The sequence below is a fragment of the Arthrobacter sp. UNC362MFTsu5.1 genome (genome assembly GCF_000685965.1).
In the GTDB taxonomy this organism is placed as follows: domain Bacteria; phylum Actinomycetota; class Actinomycetes; order Actinomycetales; family Micrococcaceae; genus Arthrobacter.
Genome location: NZ_JMLE01000001.1, coordinates 386,012 through 400,844 on the forward strand (window position 1 = coordinate 386,012; position 14,833 = coordinate 400,844).

16 protein-coding genes are annotated in these 14,833 nt (G+C 66.5%); 10 read left to right on the forward strand and 6 right to left on the reverse strand.

Going from position 1 to position 14,833, the window contains the following annotated elements:
* The first annotated feature begins 45 nt into the window (after nt 1-45).
* Nucleotides 46-423, forward strand: a complete 378-nt coding sequence (locus tag BS38_RS0101885; RefSeq protein ID WP_028269267.1) for a DUF5655 domain-containing protein — start codon at nt 46-48, stop codon at nt 421-423.
* Nucleotides 424-556: 133 nt separating this feature from the next.
* On the forward strand, nt 557-3,163 hold the full coding sequence (locus BS38_RS0101890) for an AMP-binding protein (RefSeq protein ID WP_156037038.1): 2,607 nt from the start codon (nt 557-559) through the stop codon (nt 3,161-3,163).
* 30 nt (nt 3,164-3,193) lie between these two features.
* Here BS38_RS0101890 and BS38_RS0101895 read toward each other — a convergent pair whose 3' ends face one another.
* Both BS38_RS0101895 and fabG read right to left on the reverse strand, forming a co-directional pair.
* The gene (locus tag BS38_RS0101895) at nt 3,194-3,610 is read right to left on the reverse strand and encodes an Hsp20/alpha crystallin family protein (RefSeq protein WP_028269269.1); all 417 of its coding nucleotides are present in this window, start codon (nt 3,608-3,610) and stop codon (nt 3,194-3,196) included.
* A gap of 152 nt (nt 3,611-3,762) precedes the next feature.
* The gene (gene fabG / locus BS38_RS0101900) at nt 3,763-4,488 is read right to left on the reverse strand and encodes a 3-oxoacyl-ACP reductase FabG (protein ID WP_028269270.1); all 726 of its coding nucleotides are present in this window, start codon (nt 4,486-4,488) and stop codon (nt 3,763-3,765) included.
* A 140-nt stretch (nt 4,489-4,628) separates the two neighbouring features.
* On the opposite strand from fabG, the gene BS38_RS0101905 reads away from it, so the two are divergent.
* The 4 genes from BS38_RS0101905 to BS38_RS0101920 are packed head-to-tail and all read left to right on the forward strand — an operon-like array spanning nt 4,629 to nt 6,673.
* On the forward strand, nt 4,629-5,066 hold the full coding sequence (locus tag BS38_RS0101905) for a DUF3099 domain-containing protein (protein ID WP_028269271.1): 438 nt from the start codon (nt 4,629-4,631) through the stop codon (nt 5,064-5,066).
* On the forward strand, nt 5,063-5,323 hold the full coding sequence (locus tag BS38_RS0101910) for a hypothetical protein (RefSeq protein ID WP_028269272.1): 261 nt from the start codon (nt 5,063-5,065) through the stop codon (nt 5,321-5,323). Before BS38_RS0101905 ends, BS38_RS0101910 begins: the two co-directional genes overlap by 4 nt.
* Entirely contained in the window at nt 5,324-6,190 is an 867-nt protein-coding gene (locus BS38_RS0101915) for an SURF1 family cytochrome oxidase biogenesis protein (RefSeq protein WP_028269273.1), read from the forward strand.
* Nucleotides 6,191-6,193: 3 nt separating this feature from the next.
* Nucleotides 6,194-6,673, forward strand: a complete 480-nt coding sequence (locus tag BS38_RS0101920) for a YbaK/EbsC family protein (protein ID WP_028269274.1) — start codon at nt 6,194-6,196, stop codon at nt 6,671-6,673.
* 44 nt (nt 6,674-6,717) lie between these two features.
* On the opposite strand, the gene BS38_RS0101925 is transcribed toward BS38_RS0101920, so the two are convergent.
* Entirely contained in the window at nt 6,718-8,316 is a 1,599-nt protein-coding gene (locus tag BS38_RS0101925; RefSeq protein ID WP_028269275.1) for an ABC-F family ATP-binding cassette domain-containing protein, read from the reverse strand.
* 327 nt (nt 8,317-8,643) lie between these two features.
* Between BS38_RS0101925 and BS38_RS0101930 the strand changes: the two genes are divergently transcribed.
* Genes BS38_RS0101930 through BS38_RS24135 form a run of 3 tightly spaced genes read left to right on the forward strand, consistent with a single transcriptional unit; the run spans nt 8,644 to nt 10,785 of the window.
* Nucleotides 8,644-9,345, forward strand: coding sequence for a biotin transporter BioY (locus BS38_RS0101930; RefSeq protein WP_028269276.1), 702 nt, complete (start codon nt 8,644-8,646; stop codon nt 9,343-9,345).
* A 1-nt stretch (nt 9,346) separates the two neighbouring features.
* Nucleotides 9,347-10,099, forward strand: a complete 753-nt coding sequence (locus BS38_RS0101935) for an energy-coupling factor ABC transporter ATP-binding protein (RefSeq protein ID WP_028269277.1) — start codon at nt 9,347-9,349, stop codon at nt 10,097-10,099.
* Nucleotides 10,096-10,785, forward strand: coding sequence for an energy-coupling factor transporter transmembrane component T family protein (locus BS38_RS24135; RefSeq protein ID WP_051628661.1), 690 nt, complete (start codon nt 10,096-10,098; stop codon nt 10,783-10,785). Before BS38_RS0101935 ends, BS38_RS24135 begins: the two co-directional genes overlap by 4 nt.
* Nucleotides 10,786-10,827: 42 nt before the next feature.
* Here the strand turns inward: BS38_RS24135 and BS38_RS0101945 are convergent, their stop codons facing one another.
* Together BS38_RS0101945 and BS38_RS0101950 are read right to left on the reverse strand one after the other, a co-directional pair.
* Nucleotides 10,828-12,051: a thiolase family protein gene (locus tag BS38_RS0101945; RefSeq protein ID WP_043437450.1), complete on the reverse strand. Its 1,224-nt coding sequence runs from the start codon at nt 12,049-12,051 to the stop codon at nt 10,828-10,830.
* A gap of 16 nt (nt 12,052-12,067) precedes the next feature.
* Nucleotides 12,068-13,462, reverse strand: a complete 1,395-nt coding sequence (locus BS38_RS0101950; RefSeq protein ID WP_028269279.1) for a class I adenylate-forming enzyme family protein — start codon at nt 13,460-13,462, stop codon at nt 12,068-12,070.
* Nucleotides 13,463-13,522: 60 nt separating this feature from the next.
* On the opposite strand from BS38_RS0101950, the gene ypfJ reads away from it, so the two are divergent.
* Nucleotides 13,523-14,404, forward strand: a complete 882-nt coding sequence (ypfJ, locus tag BS38_RS0101955) for a KPN_02809 family neutral zinc metallopeptidase (protein WP_028269280.1) — start codon at nt 13,523-13,525, stop codon at nt 14,402-14,404.
* Between the two features lie 87 nt (nt 14,405-14,491).
* Here ypfJ and BS38_RS0101960 read toward each other — a convergent pair whose 3' ends face one another.
* The gene (locus BS38_RS0101960) at nt 14,492-14,824 is read right to left on the reverse strand and encodes a metal-sulfur cluster assembly factor (protein WP_028269281.1); all 333 of its coding nucleotides are present in this window, start codon (nt 14,822-14,824) and stop codon (nt 14,492-14,494) included.
* Nucleotides 14,825-14,833: the final 9 nt, after the last annotated feature.

The window sequence follows — 14,833 nt, forward strand, 5'->3', positions numbered from 1 at the left end:
GCTCGCCGCCATGACAGCCAAGGGCCTCCCGTCCGGTGCCGCGCCATGACCCGGGGCGCTGCCGGTAAGTCCACCCAGGAGGAGGTCTTCCGCGGTTCCCCGCTGGGCCTGGAGATGCTGCGGCGGGTGGAGGGCATCCTGGCGGCGTACCCGCCGTCGACCATGACCGCTACAAAAAGCCAGGTGGCGTTCCGCGGACGGCGCGGTTTTGCCTACCTGTGGTGGCCGGCCAGGTACATCAGGTCCGACGTGCCCGCCGTTCTGTCGATAGCGTTGCCGCGACGCATAGATTCGGCCCGGTTCAAGGAAGTGGTCAGCCCGGCCCCCGGCGTGTGGATGCACCATCTGGAGCTGCGCTTCCTTTCCGACCTCGACGACGAGGTGGCCGAGTGGCTTGGCGAAGCCCGCCGGGAAGCGGGCTGACTGCCTCCTCCGATGTTGCGCGGCCAGCATTAGCCAAGGGTCTGGAGAAATAGGGCATGTTTTAGTTTCTTAATTACCGCTTCAAGGCTGTACAGTTCCGGAGTTAGGTAAGCCTAAATCACCTAGGAAATCCATGGCCCTCATCCATAGTCGGCGCGCTGACGCATATCCGGCCGACGCCGACGTTCTTGCCTCCCTGAGTCTTCGGGCCGACGTTGCGCGGGTGCCCTTCGCTGCTGAACTGGCCCGCCGAGGTGAACGGCCGGCGATCGTTACGGCAGAGTCCGTCATCACCTACCGGGAGCTTGCCGAACGCGTTGAGGCTTTGCTGCTTCGGCTGGGAACCACGCGGCGGCTCGTGGCCCTGACTGCCAGCAACGACGTCGCCTCCGTCGTCGGGTACCTTGCGGCGCTAGCCGGTGGCCATCCTCTGATCCTTCTCCCGGAGGACAAACCTGCTGCCCTCGACTCACTCGTGGCCGCCTACGACCCCGATGTCATCCTCAGATCCGGTGCCGACGGACAGAACGTGCTGGACGAGCGGCGGGAAGGAACCCGGCACCAGCTGCACCCCGACCTGGCGCTGCTGTTGAGTACGTCAGGCTCCACGGGCTCCCCCAAACTTGTCCGGCTTTCCCACGCCAACCTCCAATCCAACGCCGAGTCCATCGCCGGCTACCTCGGCATCGGCGAGGACGACCGCGCCATGACGACGCTGCCCATGTCCTACTGCTACGGGCTGTCCGTGATCAACAGCTACCTGCTGCGCGGAGCCAGCCTTGTCCTGACGGGCCTGTCTGTCGTGGACGCCTGTTTCTGGGAGCTGTTCCGCCGCCACCGCGTCACATCGTTCGCAGCGGTCCCTTACACCTTCGAACTGCTCGACCGCGTGGGGTTCGCCGACATGGAACTGCCCAGCCTCCGCTACATCACGCAGGCAGGCGGCAGGCTGGCGCCCGCCACAGTGGAACGCTATGCCGAGCAGGGCCGGCGGCGCGGCTGGGAGCTCTTCGTAATGTACGGACAGACGGAGGCCACCGCCCGGATGGCATACCTTCCTCCAGGCCTGGCGGCCAGCCGCCCCGGCGCAATCGGAATTCCCGTCCCGGGCGGCAGCTTCCGCATCGTCCCTGTTCCCGGGCTGGAGGAGGGCGAACTTGTCTACACCGGCCCGAACGTGATGCTCGGGTACGCGGAGAGTCCTGAGGATCTCGCGCTGGGCCGGACCGTGCACGAGCTCCGCACGGGCGATCTGGCCAGACTGGATTCCTCGGGCCTGTACGAGGTTGTCGGCCGGCGCAGCCGGTTCGTGAAAATCGTCGGGCTCCGCGTCGACCTGGGGCAGGTCGAACGCATCCTCGCGGACCTCGGTATGGAAGCTGCCTGTGCCGGCACGGACGAAGGACTCGTCGTCGCTGTCAAAGGCTCCAACGACCTGCAGCTAGTGGCCAAAGTCCTGGCGCAGGGCATCGGCCTGCCGCGGGCATCGCTGGAGGTCTGCGGCGTACCGGAGATTCCCCGCTTCGCTTCGGGCAAGGTGGACTATCAGGGAATCCTGGCCATCCCGCACCAGGAGCGCGTCCCGGCGGAGCCGTCCGTCGCTCCGGTGGAGGACACCGGCCGGGACAGCGTCAGGAAGATTTTCGAAGCCACGCTCGAGCGGACAGACGTGACCGGCGGCGACACGTTCGTCTCACTCGGTGGAGACTCACTGTCCTATGTGGCGGCGTCCGTGCGACTCGAGCAGTTGCTCGGACACCTTCCGCCTAACTGGCATGTGACCCCGGTCCTAGACTTGGAACCGCAGGCCCGGACTCCGGATCAGCCCGCACGAAGGCGCTGGTTCGCCCCCACCGATACGAGCATCGTGCTGCGTGCGGTGGCGATCATCCTGATCACCGGTACGCATGTCGGACTGTTCAGCTGGCCCGGCATGGCGCACGTGCTGATGGCGGTCGCCGGATTCAATTTTGCCCGCTTCCAGTTGACGGGAGATCGCGTTCCGCGCATCAAGCGGCAGCTCTGCAGCCTATCCCGCGTGGTGGTCCCGAGCGTTGCCTTCATCACAGTGGCCTACCTGCTCACAGACCGCTATAGCCTGGCGAATATCGTCCTGCTCAACGCCGTCATCGGGCCCGAAGAAGTAACCACCCAGTGGCATTTTTGGTTTGTTGAAGTCCTCGTATACCTGCTGCTGGGGATGACCGCATTGCTCGCGCTCCCCTGGGTGGACAAGGCGGAACGGCGCTTCCCGATCCTCTTTCCGCTGGCCCTCCTGGCGGCAGGACTCACGACGCGCTACGACCTGGTCGATCCCGGAGTCCCCAACACGGCACCGGCATTGTGGCTGTTCGCCCTGGGATGGGCCGTTGCCCGATCCAGGACCTGGGCCCACCGCTGCACGGCATCGGTCATCGCGGCACTCAGCATTCCCGGATTCTTCGAAAACCCGGCCCGCGAAATGACCCTCCTCGCCGGAATCCTCGTGCTGATCTGGCTGCCGAGCATCCCCGTACCGCGCGGAGTTCAACGCCTCACCGGTCTGCTGGCAAGCTCGTCGCTGCACATCTACCTGGTCCACTGGCTGGTCTACCCGGCATTTTCAGACATTAGCCAGGCCCTGGCAGTGGCCGCCTCGCTCTGCGCAGGTGTGGCCTACTGGGCTGTATGCGGCCACCTGCCCCGGCTGCTGACAGGTGCGCTCGGCTTCCGTCGCCGTCGGCCCGGCCATACCCGATAGGCCGACCGGCAACGGAAGCCGCCCGGCTGCTCAGCTGCGGTTGATCTGGATCTTGCGCGTCCCGGTTGCCGGAGCCTGTTCGGCCGCCGGCGCGCGGACTTCCAGGACGCCGTCCTTGTAGGAGGCCGTCACGTCTTCCTCCCGGGCTCCGGGCGGCAGCGAGACGCTGCGCGAGAGTGAGCCGTAGCGAAACTCCGAGCGGTAGCCGCTCTTGCCCTTGTGTTCGGATTTTTCTTCGCGCTCCGCTTTGATGTGGAGCATGCCGTCGGCCACCGAGACGTCCACGTCTTTCTCGGGATCAATGCCGGGCAGCTCCGCCCTCACCACGAGCGCGTTTCCGTCCATGAACTGTTCCACGCGCATTGACGGCATCGTCAGGTCTCCTTCAAGGAACCGCCGGATCGGCTCCAGAACGTCCGACGGCGCCCACTTGTTGAGATCGGCCATGATAGCTCCCTAGTGTTGTTCGCTGCAGATTCTGGCCGGCCGGGAAAGGCCGCGGCCGGTATGCCCATTACACACCCGCGGGAGCGGGGTGTAATGGGCAGAAGGTCCCCTCATGGCCAGGGCTCGGAGCAGCGCCGGAAGGGTGCGAAGGGTCAGTGGCCCATGCCCAGTCCGCCGTCAACAGGAATAACGGCACCGGAGATGTAGGACGCCTCATCACTTGAAATCCATCGCACCACGTTCGCCACTTCAGCGGCTTCGGCGAAACGTCCCGCCGGCACCTTGGACAGGTAGTCCTTCTGGGTAGCTTCCGGGAGTTCCGCCGTCATATCGGTGTTGATGAATCCCGGCGCCACGACGTTGGCCGTAATGCCGCGGCCGCCGAGTTCGCGGGTCAGCGAGCGGGCGATTCCCACCAGGCCGGCCTTGGAGGCGGAGTAGTTGATCTGGCCCGGGGCGCCGTATAGCCCTGAAACTGAGGAAATCAGCACAACCCGGCCTTTGCGCATGCGGATCATGCCCTTGGAAGCCCGCTTGATGACGCGGAAGGCGCCGGTCAGGTTGGTGTCGATGACCGATGTGAAGTCGTCTTCGCTCATGCGCATCAGCAGGGTGTCCTTGGTGATTCCAGCGTTGGCCACCAGCACCTCGACCGGACCGTGTGCAGCCTCCACCGTTGCGAACGCCGCGTCCACGGACGCCTCATCCGTGACATCGGCCTTGACGCCCAGGATGCCCTCCGGGAGTGCCGACTCGCTGCGATAAGTCACGGCAACCTTGTCACCGTTGGCCAGGAAGGCCTCGGCAATGGCCAGTCCGATGCCGCGGTTTCCACCGGTAATCAGGACGCTGCGGCCGGTCGATGCTACTTCAGTCATAGTTTGCTCCGGGATTCTGCGGCATGGGGCACCGCGGTGAGGGGCGGGATTTTTACTGCCTCCGATCTTAGCCTCCGTTTGGGCGGCACTGGTGAGGGTGAGAGAATTGGGTTAAGCCTTGGGAGCGTGAAGAAACAGCCGTGACACTTGCAAAACGACCCGGACCTTCGACGTCCGGTGAACCGGACGCCGTCTCCGGTGACGCCGAGGTTCACAGCATCACGGATGCCGCCAGTGCCCACTCGGAAGAGATGCGCGTGCGGATGATCAAGTACGCCGTGGCAATGGGCATCCGCATGGTGTGCCTGATCCTGGTGTTTGTTGTCGATGGCTGGTTCAAAGTCCTCCCGATTGCCGGCGCTGTGTTCCTGCCGTGGATTGCCGTGGTCATCGCCAACGGGAGCGACAAAGCCGAGGTTCACAGCGACCACCTGCTTGACGCCGCCCCGCTGGCGGAGCTCGAAGCACCGGAATTCCCGGCCGTTGACGCGGACGAAGGGCCCACGGTGCTGCAGGGCGAACTCATCGAGGACGAGGATGAAGACGATAACGACGGCCAGGAACGGGCAGCTTCATGAACATTTTTGACCTTGCCGGCGGCGATGCCGGGCCTGCGGAATCGGCTGCACCCATGTGCTCGAGGAAGGCCTGCCGGACCCGCGCCGCCTGGCAGTTGCTGTGGAACAATCCGAAGATCCACACGCCCGAACGCCGCAAGGTCTGGCTGGCCTGCGAGGAGCACCGGCTGTGGCTGGAAGATTACCTGCAGACCCGCGGCCTCTGGAAAGAGACCCTGCCGCTCGATCTTGCCGCTGTGCCTGGCAAGGACAGCTGAATGTACCGTTTCCTCTTCTCCAGCAAATGGCTGGGTTACCTCCTGCTGGCTGCGATCTTTGCCACTGCCTGCGTGTTCCTGGGCCGCTGGCAGATGGACCGCAGGGCGGAGACCCTTGCGGAGATCAACCGGGTCACGTCGAACTACTCGGCCACTCCCCTGCCCTTCGCAGCTGCCGAAGCACAGTTCTCCCGGCTGGACGCCGACAAGGAGTGGACGCAGGTGGAGCTGAAGGGCCGCTACGACGTGGGCGGCCAGCGAGTGGTGCGGAACCGCCCGCTGAACGGCCAGCCCGGCTACGAAGTGGTGGTCCCTTTCAGGCTCACCACCGGACAGACGGTTGTTGTGGACCGCGGTTGGCTCCCGATCGGGAACAACACTCCAGGACGTCCTGATTCGATTCCGGAACCGCCGTCGGGCGATGTCACCGTGGTGGTCCGCCTCAAACCCGGTGAGCCGGAGCTGCAGCGCGGCGCTCCCGACGGGCAGCTGGCCTCCATCGATCTTCCGGCCTACGCCGCCCAGCTGGGCTACCCGGTGCTAACCGGCGCGTACGGGCAGCTGGCCTCCGAAACGCCGGCCGTTGCCACCATGCCGTACCCCTTCCCGAAGCCCTCTGTGGAAGAAGGAACACACCTGTCCTATTCGCTGCAGTGGTTCGCTTTCGGCGTGCTGATGTTTATTGGCTTCGGGTACGCGGCCCGTCAGCAGGCACGCAATGCGGAGATTGACGCGCAGGACGCTGCCGAGGACGGGACGCCCGAGTACGCCATGGCCGCGAACCGGCGTCGCCCGGCACCTCGCAAGCGGAAGAACCCGACGGCGGAGGAAGAGGAAGACGCGATCCTGGACGCCCAGGGGTACTAACCGATGAGTTTCGACACGATTCCCGAACCGGTGGCCAACGTCAAGCGCACCCTCACCGCGCTGGGCGCCGACGACACCGTGACGGTGTTCGACTCGAAGGTCCCGACGGCGGCAGCTGCCGCCGCCACACTGGGCTGCGACGTCGCGGCGATCACCAACAGCCTGGTGTTCGACGTCGACGGCGCCCCGCTGCTCATTCTGGCCAGCGGCGCCGCCAGGGTGGACGTCCGCAAGGTCGCCGAGCAACTGGGCACCGGCAGGATCCGCCGGGCCTCCCCCGAGTTCGTCCTGCAGCACACAGGGCAGGAAGTCGGTGGAGTGGCCCCGGTTGGCCACCCGGAGAAGATCAAAACCCTGCTGGACGAGTCGCTCAAAACGCACGAGCTGCTTTGGGCAGGTGCGGGAGACCACAACTCGATGTTCTCCATCACCTACCAGGACCTGCGCAGGATCACCGGCGCAGAAGAGATGCCGGTCCGCTGAGGCCCGGGGTCACCAGGCGCAGCAGAGCGGACGCACCCACCGGCCTAAGCCAGCGTAATGAGGTCCAGGTAGTCTTCGTTCCAGTGGTCCTCGACGCCGTCGGGCAGCAGGACAACCCGTTCGGGATTCAGCGCTTCGACGGCACCTTCATCGTGGCTTACCAGGACGACGGCGCCGGTGTAGTTGCGCAACGCGCCCAGGATCTCGGAGCGGCTGGCAGGGTCCAGGTTGTTGGTGGGCTCATCGAGGAGCAGCACATTCGCGCTTGACGCGACGATGGTTGCCAGGGCCAGGCGGGTCTTCTCGCCGCCCGAGAGCACGCCGGCAGGCTTGTCGACATCGTCACCGGAGAACAGGAACGAACCAAGGATGCCGCGCACCTCTGCGTCATTCATGTCCGGCGCGGAGGAGCGCATGTTCTGCAGGACGGTGCGGTCGACGTCGAGCGTCTCGTGTTCCTGGGCGTAGTAACCCACCTTCAGCCCGTGCCCGGCGATCACTTCGCCGGTGTCGGGCTTGTCGACGCCGGCCAGCATCCGCAGCAGGGTGGTCTTGCCGGCGCCGTTGAGGCCAAGGATGACCACCTTGGAGCCGCGGTCGATCGCCAGGTCCACATCGGTGAAGATTTCCAGCGATCCGTAGGACTTGCTGAGGCCGTCCGCAGTGAGCGGGGTCTTGCCGCAGGGAGACGGATCCGGGAAGCGCAGGGCTGCCACGCGGTCGTTTTCGCGAACGGCCTCCAGCCCGCTGAGCAGGCGTTCGGCGCGCTTGGCCATGTTCTGCGCGGCCACGGCCTTGGTGGCCTTTGCCCGCATCTTGTTGGCCTGGTCGAAGAGGACCTGGGCCTTCTTTTCGGCGTTGGCGCGTTCCCGCTTGCGGGCGCGTTCGTCCGTTTCGCGCTGCTGGAGGTAGCGCTTCCAGTCCATGTTGTAGAAGTCGATCTGGGCGCGGTTGGCGTCCAGCAGGAAGACCTTGTTGACGGTTGCTTCGAGCAGTTCCGTGTCGTGGCTGATCACGATCAGGCCGCCCTGGTGGTTCTTCAGGAAGTCGCGCAGCCAGGCGATGGAGTCCGCATCGAGGTGGTTGGTGGGCTCATCGAGGAGCATGGTCTCCGCATCCGAATAGAGGATGCGGGCGAGCTCGACGCGGCGACGCTGTCCACCGGAGAGTGTCTTCAGGGGCTGGTTCAGCAGGCGGTCCGGAAGCGCCAGGTTCGAGCAGATCGCTGCCGCCTCGGCTTCGGCGGCATAACCGCCGGCAGCCAGGAACTCCGATTCCAGCCGGTCGTAGCGGTTCATCGCCTTGCGCTGTACGGCGGCGTCATCGCTGGCCATTTCTTCATGGGCCAGGCGGAGTTTGCCGACGGCAACGTCCAGGCCGCGGACGGACAGGATCCGGTCGCGGGCGAGCTGCTCCATGTCCGGCGTGCGGGGGTCCTGCGGAAGGTAGCCGATCTCGCCGCTGCGGGTGACCTTGCCGCCGGCGGGCAGTCCCTCACCGGCCAGTACGCGGGTGAGCGTGGTCTTGCCTGCACCGTTACGGCCTACGAGGCCGATCTTGTCTCCCTTGTCGATCCGGAAGCTCACCTGATCCATGAGGAGGCGGGCGCCGGCGCGCAATTCGAGATCCTGGACGGTAATCAATGCAGCTAAGGCCTTTCACAACAGGGAACGCCACGGCACAGCGGATGGAGTCTGGGCGGGGCCGGGGCAGTGTGGCCGAGAGAACGGCCTCTACCAGTCTACCGGCACCGCACGTCCCGGAAGACCTGCAGCGCATAGCCCGCCCGGCGCCCGCCGCACCGCTGCGTTGGCCACCCCGTCCAGAGCCGGCGCCTTCCATTAGTGGATCCCCTACAAAAAAGGGCTGCGGCCGGAGACGTATCGTCGGAATTGAGGGGAAAAGGCTGCCCCCCGGGCAGTTGCCCCTCCCCGTTGCATCGCACTTGCACTGACCGACAGGACTTCCCCATGACCCACACTGACAAGGCCGTCACCAACCAGGCTGCTTCCGGCACTAATCCAGGCCATGAACCCGACGCCACATCAGCCCGGAACCGCTGGAACGCCACCGACCTGGGCCTCATCGCCGTTTTTGCCGCCCTCGTGGCCGGCTCCGCGCTCATTGCGGCCATCCCCGTGGGCGGCCTCGGCGTGCCCATCACCTTGCAGACCCTCGCGGTGATGCTGACGGGCATGGCGCTTGGCCCGGGACGGGCGTTCGCCGCCGTCGGCCTGTACACGCTGCTTGGGCTCGCCGGACTGCCGATCTTCAGCGGCGGCCGGAGCGGCCTGGGGATCCTCGCCGGCCCCTCTGCCGGCTACATCATCGCCTTCCCGCTGGCCGCCCTGGCCGTCGGCTGGCTGACCACCATCGTCCTCCGCCGCACCGTGAAGTACCGGGGCCTGTTCCTCTTCGCCGCGGCCATGGCCAGCAGCATCGTGCTGGTCCACAGCCTGGGCGTGCTGGGCATGATGGTCAACGGCAAGCTGGACCTTTCCAAAGCCTTCCTCCTTGACCTTGCGTACTACCCCGGCGACATCATCAAGAATGTCCTCGCCGTCACCATTGCACTCGCCCTGCACAAAGCGTTCCCCGATCTCCTGATCCGCCGTGCCGGTGTCCGGAACAACGGGGCGGTTTCGGCACGGAAGGGCAAGGCCGGCAACTAGCATGGGCAGCATTCTTCTGGACGGAGTCAACGTTCGGGTGGCGGTGGACGGACATCCTGAGCCGAAAACGCTACTGGACGGAATCTCGCTGAACCTCACCGAACAGCGGATCGGCGTGATCGGCGCGAACGGGTCAGGGAAGTCCACCCTCCTGCGGCTCCTGAACGGACTGGTCGCGCCGAGCCATGGAACGGTGACGGTTGACGGCGACGATACCGTCAGATCGGTCCGCGCCGTGCGCCGGAAAGTCGGTTTTGTGTTCACGGACCCGCTCTCCCAGCTGGTGATGCCCACCGGCCGGGAGGACGTGGAACTCTCCCTGCGGCGTTCCGTCCGGAACCCGAAGGAACGCCGGGACGCCGCCACGGCGATCCTCAACCGCTTCGGGCTGCTGGCCCTGGCCGACCAGAGCATCTACGAGCTTTCGGGCGGCGAACGGCAGCTGATGGCCCTCGCTGCCGTGTTGGCAGTGGAGCCGTCGGTCCTGGTGCTGGACGAGCCGTCCACCCTCCTGGACCTCCGGAACCGCGAACTCCTCCGCCGGACCATCGCGGGCCTCAGCCAGCAGATCGTGATGTCCACCCACGACCTCGAGCTGGCCAGGGACATGGACCGTGTCCTGGTGGTGGAATCAGGACAGGTGGTGTTCGACGGCGGTGCTGACGCCGCCGTCGAACACTACCGGGCACTGTCCGCCGCCGGCCTGCCGCCGGTGGGCGCCGCGTCCTGGCCACACACTACGGAGTCAGCGTGAGCGGCCACGGATTCCTGCTGGTCAATTACGTTCCGGGTACGTCGCTGGTCCACCGGGTGCCCCTCTGGCTGAAGTTCCTCCTGGTGGTGGGTTGCGGCATGGCGTCGTTCCTGGTGGTGGACTGGGTGGTTGCCGCGGGGGCGCTGGCCCTGATGTGCCTGGCGTTCCTCGCCAGCGGTGCCGGCCCGGCACGCCTGTTCAGGGCAGTCAGGCCCATCCTGCCGGTGCTGGCGGCCATCGGGTTGTTCCAGTGGTGGCAACTGGGTGGTCCGGTTGCGGCGCGGATCGTCCTGAACGTCCTGGTCTGCGTGGTGGCCGCGTCGATACTTACCGCCACCACGCCGATGCAGCGCCTGCTCGACGGCGTCGTCTCCTTGGCGGTCCCGTTCCGGCGTTTTGGTGCGGACCCCGAACGGTTCGCGCTGACGATTGCGATTATGCTCCGCAGCATTCCGTTCATCGCCGGAGCCTACTCGGACGTTAGGGATTCAGCCCGTGCCCGCGGACTTGAACGCAACCCCCGGGCACTGGTGTTGCCGGTCTTCATCACCACGGTGGCCTATGCGCGCCAGACGGGCGACGCCCTTGCGGCCCGGGGCCTCGGCGAACCCGGCCCGGAGGACGACAACGAAGAAGACGAGGGCACGCAGGATAACGGCACGCCGGGCGACGCCGGGCGACGCTAGCTGCCGGCCCGTCGGCCGGCGGCCTGTCTTACAGGCGGCGTGTTACTCGCGGCGGGTCTCGTCCAGCCGTTCATACCGGAACAGGGCGGCGGTGCCCATTCCCCCGGCAATGCTGATCATGGCCAGAGCCAGGGAGCCGGCCCGGCTGCCGGCGGGCGATGGTTCCCGGGCCTGGGCCAGGAGCCTGGTGACCAGAACGGCGCCCGACGCTCCGTACGCATGGCCCAGGGCCAGCGCACCACCGTCGAGGTTGGCCCGTTCCGGGTCGATACCGAGGGCAGCCAGGCACGCGAGGGTCTGAGACGCGAAAGCCTCATTGAAATCCACCAGGTCAATATCCGCGGCCGTAACACCCTGCTGCGCCAGCAGGCGGCCGGCCGCCGCGGCTGCACCCATGCCCAGAACGCGGGGGTCCACGCCCGCGGTATCGGTGCCCAGCACCAGGAGTCCGTCCGCTGCCCCGAGTTCCCGTGCGCGCTCCACGGAAGTAATAACGACGGCGGCGGCGGCATCCGCGTCGAAACAGGAGTTACCGGCGGTGACGGTGCCGCCCTCGGCGAAAACGGGTGGGAACCGGGACATCAGGGCGGCCGTCAGGCGTGCCCGCGGGCCGTCGTCGGACGCCACGGTTCCGGACACGGCCTGCACCGGAACCGTCTCGCCGGTGAAGCTGCCGGCCGCTGCTGCGGCCAGCGCGCGCCGGTGGCTTTCCAGGGAAAACCGGTCCTGGCGGTCGCGGCTGATGCCGAAAGCGGCAGCCACATTGTCCGCTGCGGCGCCCATGTCCGGATCACCGTAACTAAGGGGCACGAACTGCGCCCGGCGGAAGAACTCGGGGCTGCCGTCGGCGGCCCTGTTCGCGCGGAGCGGAGCGGTGCTGATGCTTTCGACCCCGCCCGCAAGGTAGGCGCCGCCGCCTCCGGCTGCCACCAGCCGCGCTGCAAGGACAATGGCGTCGAGCCCGGAACCGCACTGCCGGTCCACGGTGACGCCCGGTACGCTGACGGGCAGGCCCGCCTCCAGGGAAGCCAGGCGCGCAACGTTGCCGCCGCCTCCCACCGCGTTGCCGATCACGACGTCCGTCACTGCGCCTGCCGGCAGGCCTGTCCGGTCGAGGAGGCCACGAAGCACGGGCGCCAGCAGCTCATGGGCCCTGAGATCCTTGAACGCTCCGTTGACCCTGCGGATGGGAGTCCGCAGGGCGGCGATGACTACCGGCTGGCGGTCGGGCGGCAACTGTCCGGGCGGCAAGCCGTCGGCGGGCATCTGCGCAGCAGCAGGCTCAGCCAAGGCGGCGTACCCTTGTGTCTCCGCGTTCAATCCAGTCCAGCAGCAGTTGCCTGCTGACTTTCCCCCGGTCCGTCACAGGCAGTTCAGTCAGTGCGAAATACTGCAACGGCCGTTTGTCCCGGGGCAGGACATCGTCAAGGCCGGCCTTCAGCTGGGTTGCCGTGATGCCCCCATGGGAGGGGACCACGCCTGCCACGACGCGTTGGCCGCGGACATCGTCCTGCATGCCCGAGGCGACGGCGGCAGCCACTCCGGGGACGGACGCGAGGGCCAGTTCCACCTCATGCGGGTAGACGTTCTTTCCCGCCGTGATGATCATGTCCGCCCGGCGGCCCAGGATGTGAAGCTCGCCGTCCTGCAGGTACCCCTGGTCCCCCACCGTGTACCAGCCGTCGAAACAGCGCAGCGCCTGCCCGTCGTCGCCCCAGAGGTAGCCGTTGCTGACCATTCCGCTGTGCACGCAGATGTTGCCGTCCGTGCCGTCGGGAAGCGGGGCGCCGCCGTCGTCCATGATCCGGACTTCGACGCCGGGGAAGGGCTTCCCGATGCCCGTTCCTCCCGCGTCCAGCGGGGCGCCGGAACGCAGCGCAACCCCGGAAACGAAGCTCAGTTCGGAGGCGCCGTAGTACTCGAAGATGGTGGCCCTGGGTGCCCAGCGCCGCGCGGCCTCCAGGGTCCGGGCATCCAGCTTGGACCCCGCGCAGATGATGGACGTGATGCCGGAAGCATCGACGCAGCCGGCCAGCCCGCGTTCACTGAGCAGCCGGAGCATGGTGGGCACCAGGACCAGCCGGGTGATGCCGTCATGGGTGATGGCGGCGTGCACATCGCCGACGTCGAAGGATTCCAGCGTGTGGAATTCCGAGCCCGCGTAGAGGCACTCGGACAGGGCATACAGGTTGAGGCTGGCCGCCAGCGGACCCGGGGCGAGCGTCTTGTCCTGTGGAGTGAGTCCGAAGAATTCGATGGAGGCGTCGAACGAGAGCTGCCACGATCGCCTTGACCGGGTGAACGCCTTGGGAACCGACGTGGTGCCGGACGTCAGGCCAATGAGGAACACGGAATCCGGGCTGCCGTCCCGGAGCTCTGCCGACGAAGGAGTGCCGGGTTCTGCGTGCAGCCGGGCAACGATCTCGGCCTGCAGCTGCGCCGGCCAGGTGGGGTCGAGGACGGCACATTGCCGGTCGCCGGCCACCGCGGCGGCGAAGGACACGGCGAAGTCGACCGAGTTCGCCTCGGCAAGCACGGTCACCTTGCCGGTGTCCGCTGCCCGCGACGCAGCGGCGTCCCGGAGGGCGGCCCAGCTGAGGTGCCGGCCGGCCACGACGACGGCGGTGTCGTCGGGGCGGTCGTCGGCCCAGCGTTGGAGTCTGTTGAGGAAAGGCATCGGATCAACTTTACCGGCGTCCACGGGTCCGGAACGGGCCGCTCCGGCTATTGTGACAATATGAGTTTCAACGACAATGTCCAGCTGGATCCGTCGCAGGTCCAGGACCGCCGCGGCATGGGCCGCGGAACCAAGATCGGCGGCGGCATCGGGGGCGGAATCATCCTGCTGCTGGCCGCACTGCTGGGAATCAATCCCCAGCTGCTGGAAGGCCTGACCGGGACGGTTCAGGAGCCGCAGAGCACGGGAAGTGCACCGGCCTGCGAGTCCGGCGCCGACGCCGACGCGCGTCTGGACTGCCGCATCACCGGCACGGTGAACAGCCTCAACGCTTTTTGGCCGGCGTACCTTGCGCAGTACAAGACGGAGTACCCGCGTCCCACCACGGTGATCTTCAGCCAGGCCACGGATACCGGCTGCGGCGGTGCAACCTCCGAGGTGGGTCCGTTCTACTGCCCGGCTGACACCACCGCCTACTTCGATCCCGGCTTCTTCCAGGACCTGGTGGACCGCTTCGGATCGTCCGGCGGCCCGCTGGCCCAGGAGTATGTGGTGGCGCACGAGTTCGGCCACCACGTCCAGAACATCCTGGGCAACCTTGACCGCGCCCAGCAGGATCCGCAGGGTCCCGAATCGGGTGCCGTCCGTGTCGAACTGCAGGCGGACTGCTACGCCGGACTCTGGGTCCGGCACGCCACCACCCAGCAGGATCCCAAAACCGGGCAGCCGTTCCTTGAGCCGCTGACCCAGCAGGACCTGAATGATGCGCTCTCCGCGGCTTCCGCCGTTGGTGATGACCGCATCCAAAAGGCAGCTACCGGCCGCGTTTCACCGGAGGCCTGGACCCACGGTTCCAGCGAACAGCGGCAGAGATGGTTCTACCAGGGCTACAAGACCGGCGACATCAACCAGTGCGATACGTTCAGTGCCGCCGCGCTCTAGCTGAACAGAAAAGTACGACGGCGGCCGGTTACCTTCCCAGGGAAGGTAACCGGCCGCCGTCGTTATTTAACGGGGGTTTAACCGTTGTTAGATGTTGAAGCCCAAGGCCCGCATCTGGTCGCGTCCGTCTTCGGTGATCCGCTCGGGACCCCATGGCGGCATCCACACCCAGTTCAGCCGCCATTCGTCCACGACGCCGTCCAGGGCCTTGCCGACCTGCTCCTCGATGACGTCCGTGAGCGGGCACGCCGCCGTGGTGAGCGTCATGTCGATCAGCAGGGCGCCGTCGTCGTCCGAATACTTGAGGCCGTACAGCAGCCCCAGGTCAACAATGTTGACGCCGAGCTCGGGGTCGATGACGTCCTTCAGTGCCTCTTCGACATCTTCGAGGCCCGTACGGGCCGCTTTGATTTCGGTCATGGCGTTGTC

What these genes read in the sequence shown, in the direction of transcription:
- BS38_RS0101885 (WP_028269267.1), top strand. Translation starts at nt 46, where the DNA reads ATGACCCGGGGCGCTGCCGGTAAGTCCACCCAGGAGGAGGTCTTCCGC.
- BS38_RS0101890 (WP_156037038.1), top strand. Translation starts at nt 557, where the DNA reads ATGGCCCTCATCCATAGTCGGCGCGCTGACGCATATCCGGCCGACGCC.
- BS38_RS0101895 (WP_028269269.1), bottom strand. Translation starts at nt 3,610, where the DNA reads ATGGCCGATCTCAACAAGTGGGCGCCGTCGGACGTTCTGGAGCCGATC.
- fabG (WP_028269270.1), bottom strand. Translation starts at nt 4,488, where the DNA reads ATGACTGAAGTAGCATCGACCGGCCGCAGCGTCCTGATTACCGGTGGA.
- BS38_RS0101910 (WP_028269272.1), top strand. Translation starts at nt 5,063, where the DNA reads ATGAACATTTTTGACCTTGCCGGCGGCGATGCCGGGCCTGCGGAATCG.
- BS38_RS0101915 (WP_028269273.1), top strand. Translation starts at nt 5,324, where the DNA reads ATGTACCGTTTCCTCTTCTCCAGCAAATGGCTGGGTTACCTCCTGCTG.
- BS38_RS0101920 (WP_028269274.1), top strand. Translation starts at nt 6,194, where the DNA reads ATGAGTTTCGACACGATTCCCGAACCGGTGGCCAACGTCAAGCGCACC.
- BS38_RS0101930 (WP_028269276.1), top strand. Translation starts at nt 8,644, where the DNA reads ATGACCCACACTGACAAGGCCGTCACCAACCAGGCTGCTTCCGGCACT.
- BS38_RS0101935 (WP_028269277.1), top strand. Translation starts at nt 9,347, where the DNA reads ATGGGCAGCATTCTTCTGGACGGAGTCAACGTTCGGGTGGCGGTGGAC.
- BS38_RS0101945 (WP_043437450.1), bottom strand. Translation starts at nt 12,051, where the DNA reads ATGCCCGCCGACGGCTTGCCGCCCGGACAGTTGCCGCCCGACCGCCAG.
- BS38_RS0101950 (WP_028269279.1), bottom strand. Translation starts at nt 13,462, where the DNA reads ATGCCTTTCCTCAACAGACTCCAACGCTGGGCCGACGACCGCCCCGAC.
- ypfJ (WP_028269280.1), top strand. Translation starts at nt 13,523, where the DNA reads ATGAGTTTCAACGACAATGTCCAGCTGGATCCGTCGCAGGTCCAGGAC.
- BS38_RS0101960 (WP_028269281.1), bottom strand. Translation starts at nt 14,824, where the DNA reads ATGACCGAAATCAAAGCGGCCCGTACGGGCCTCGAAGATGTCGAAGAG.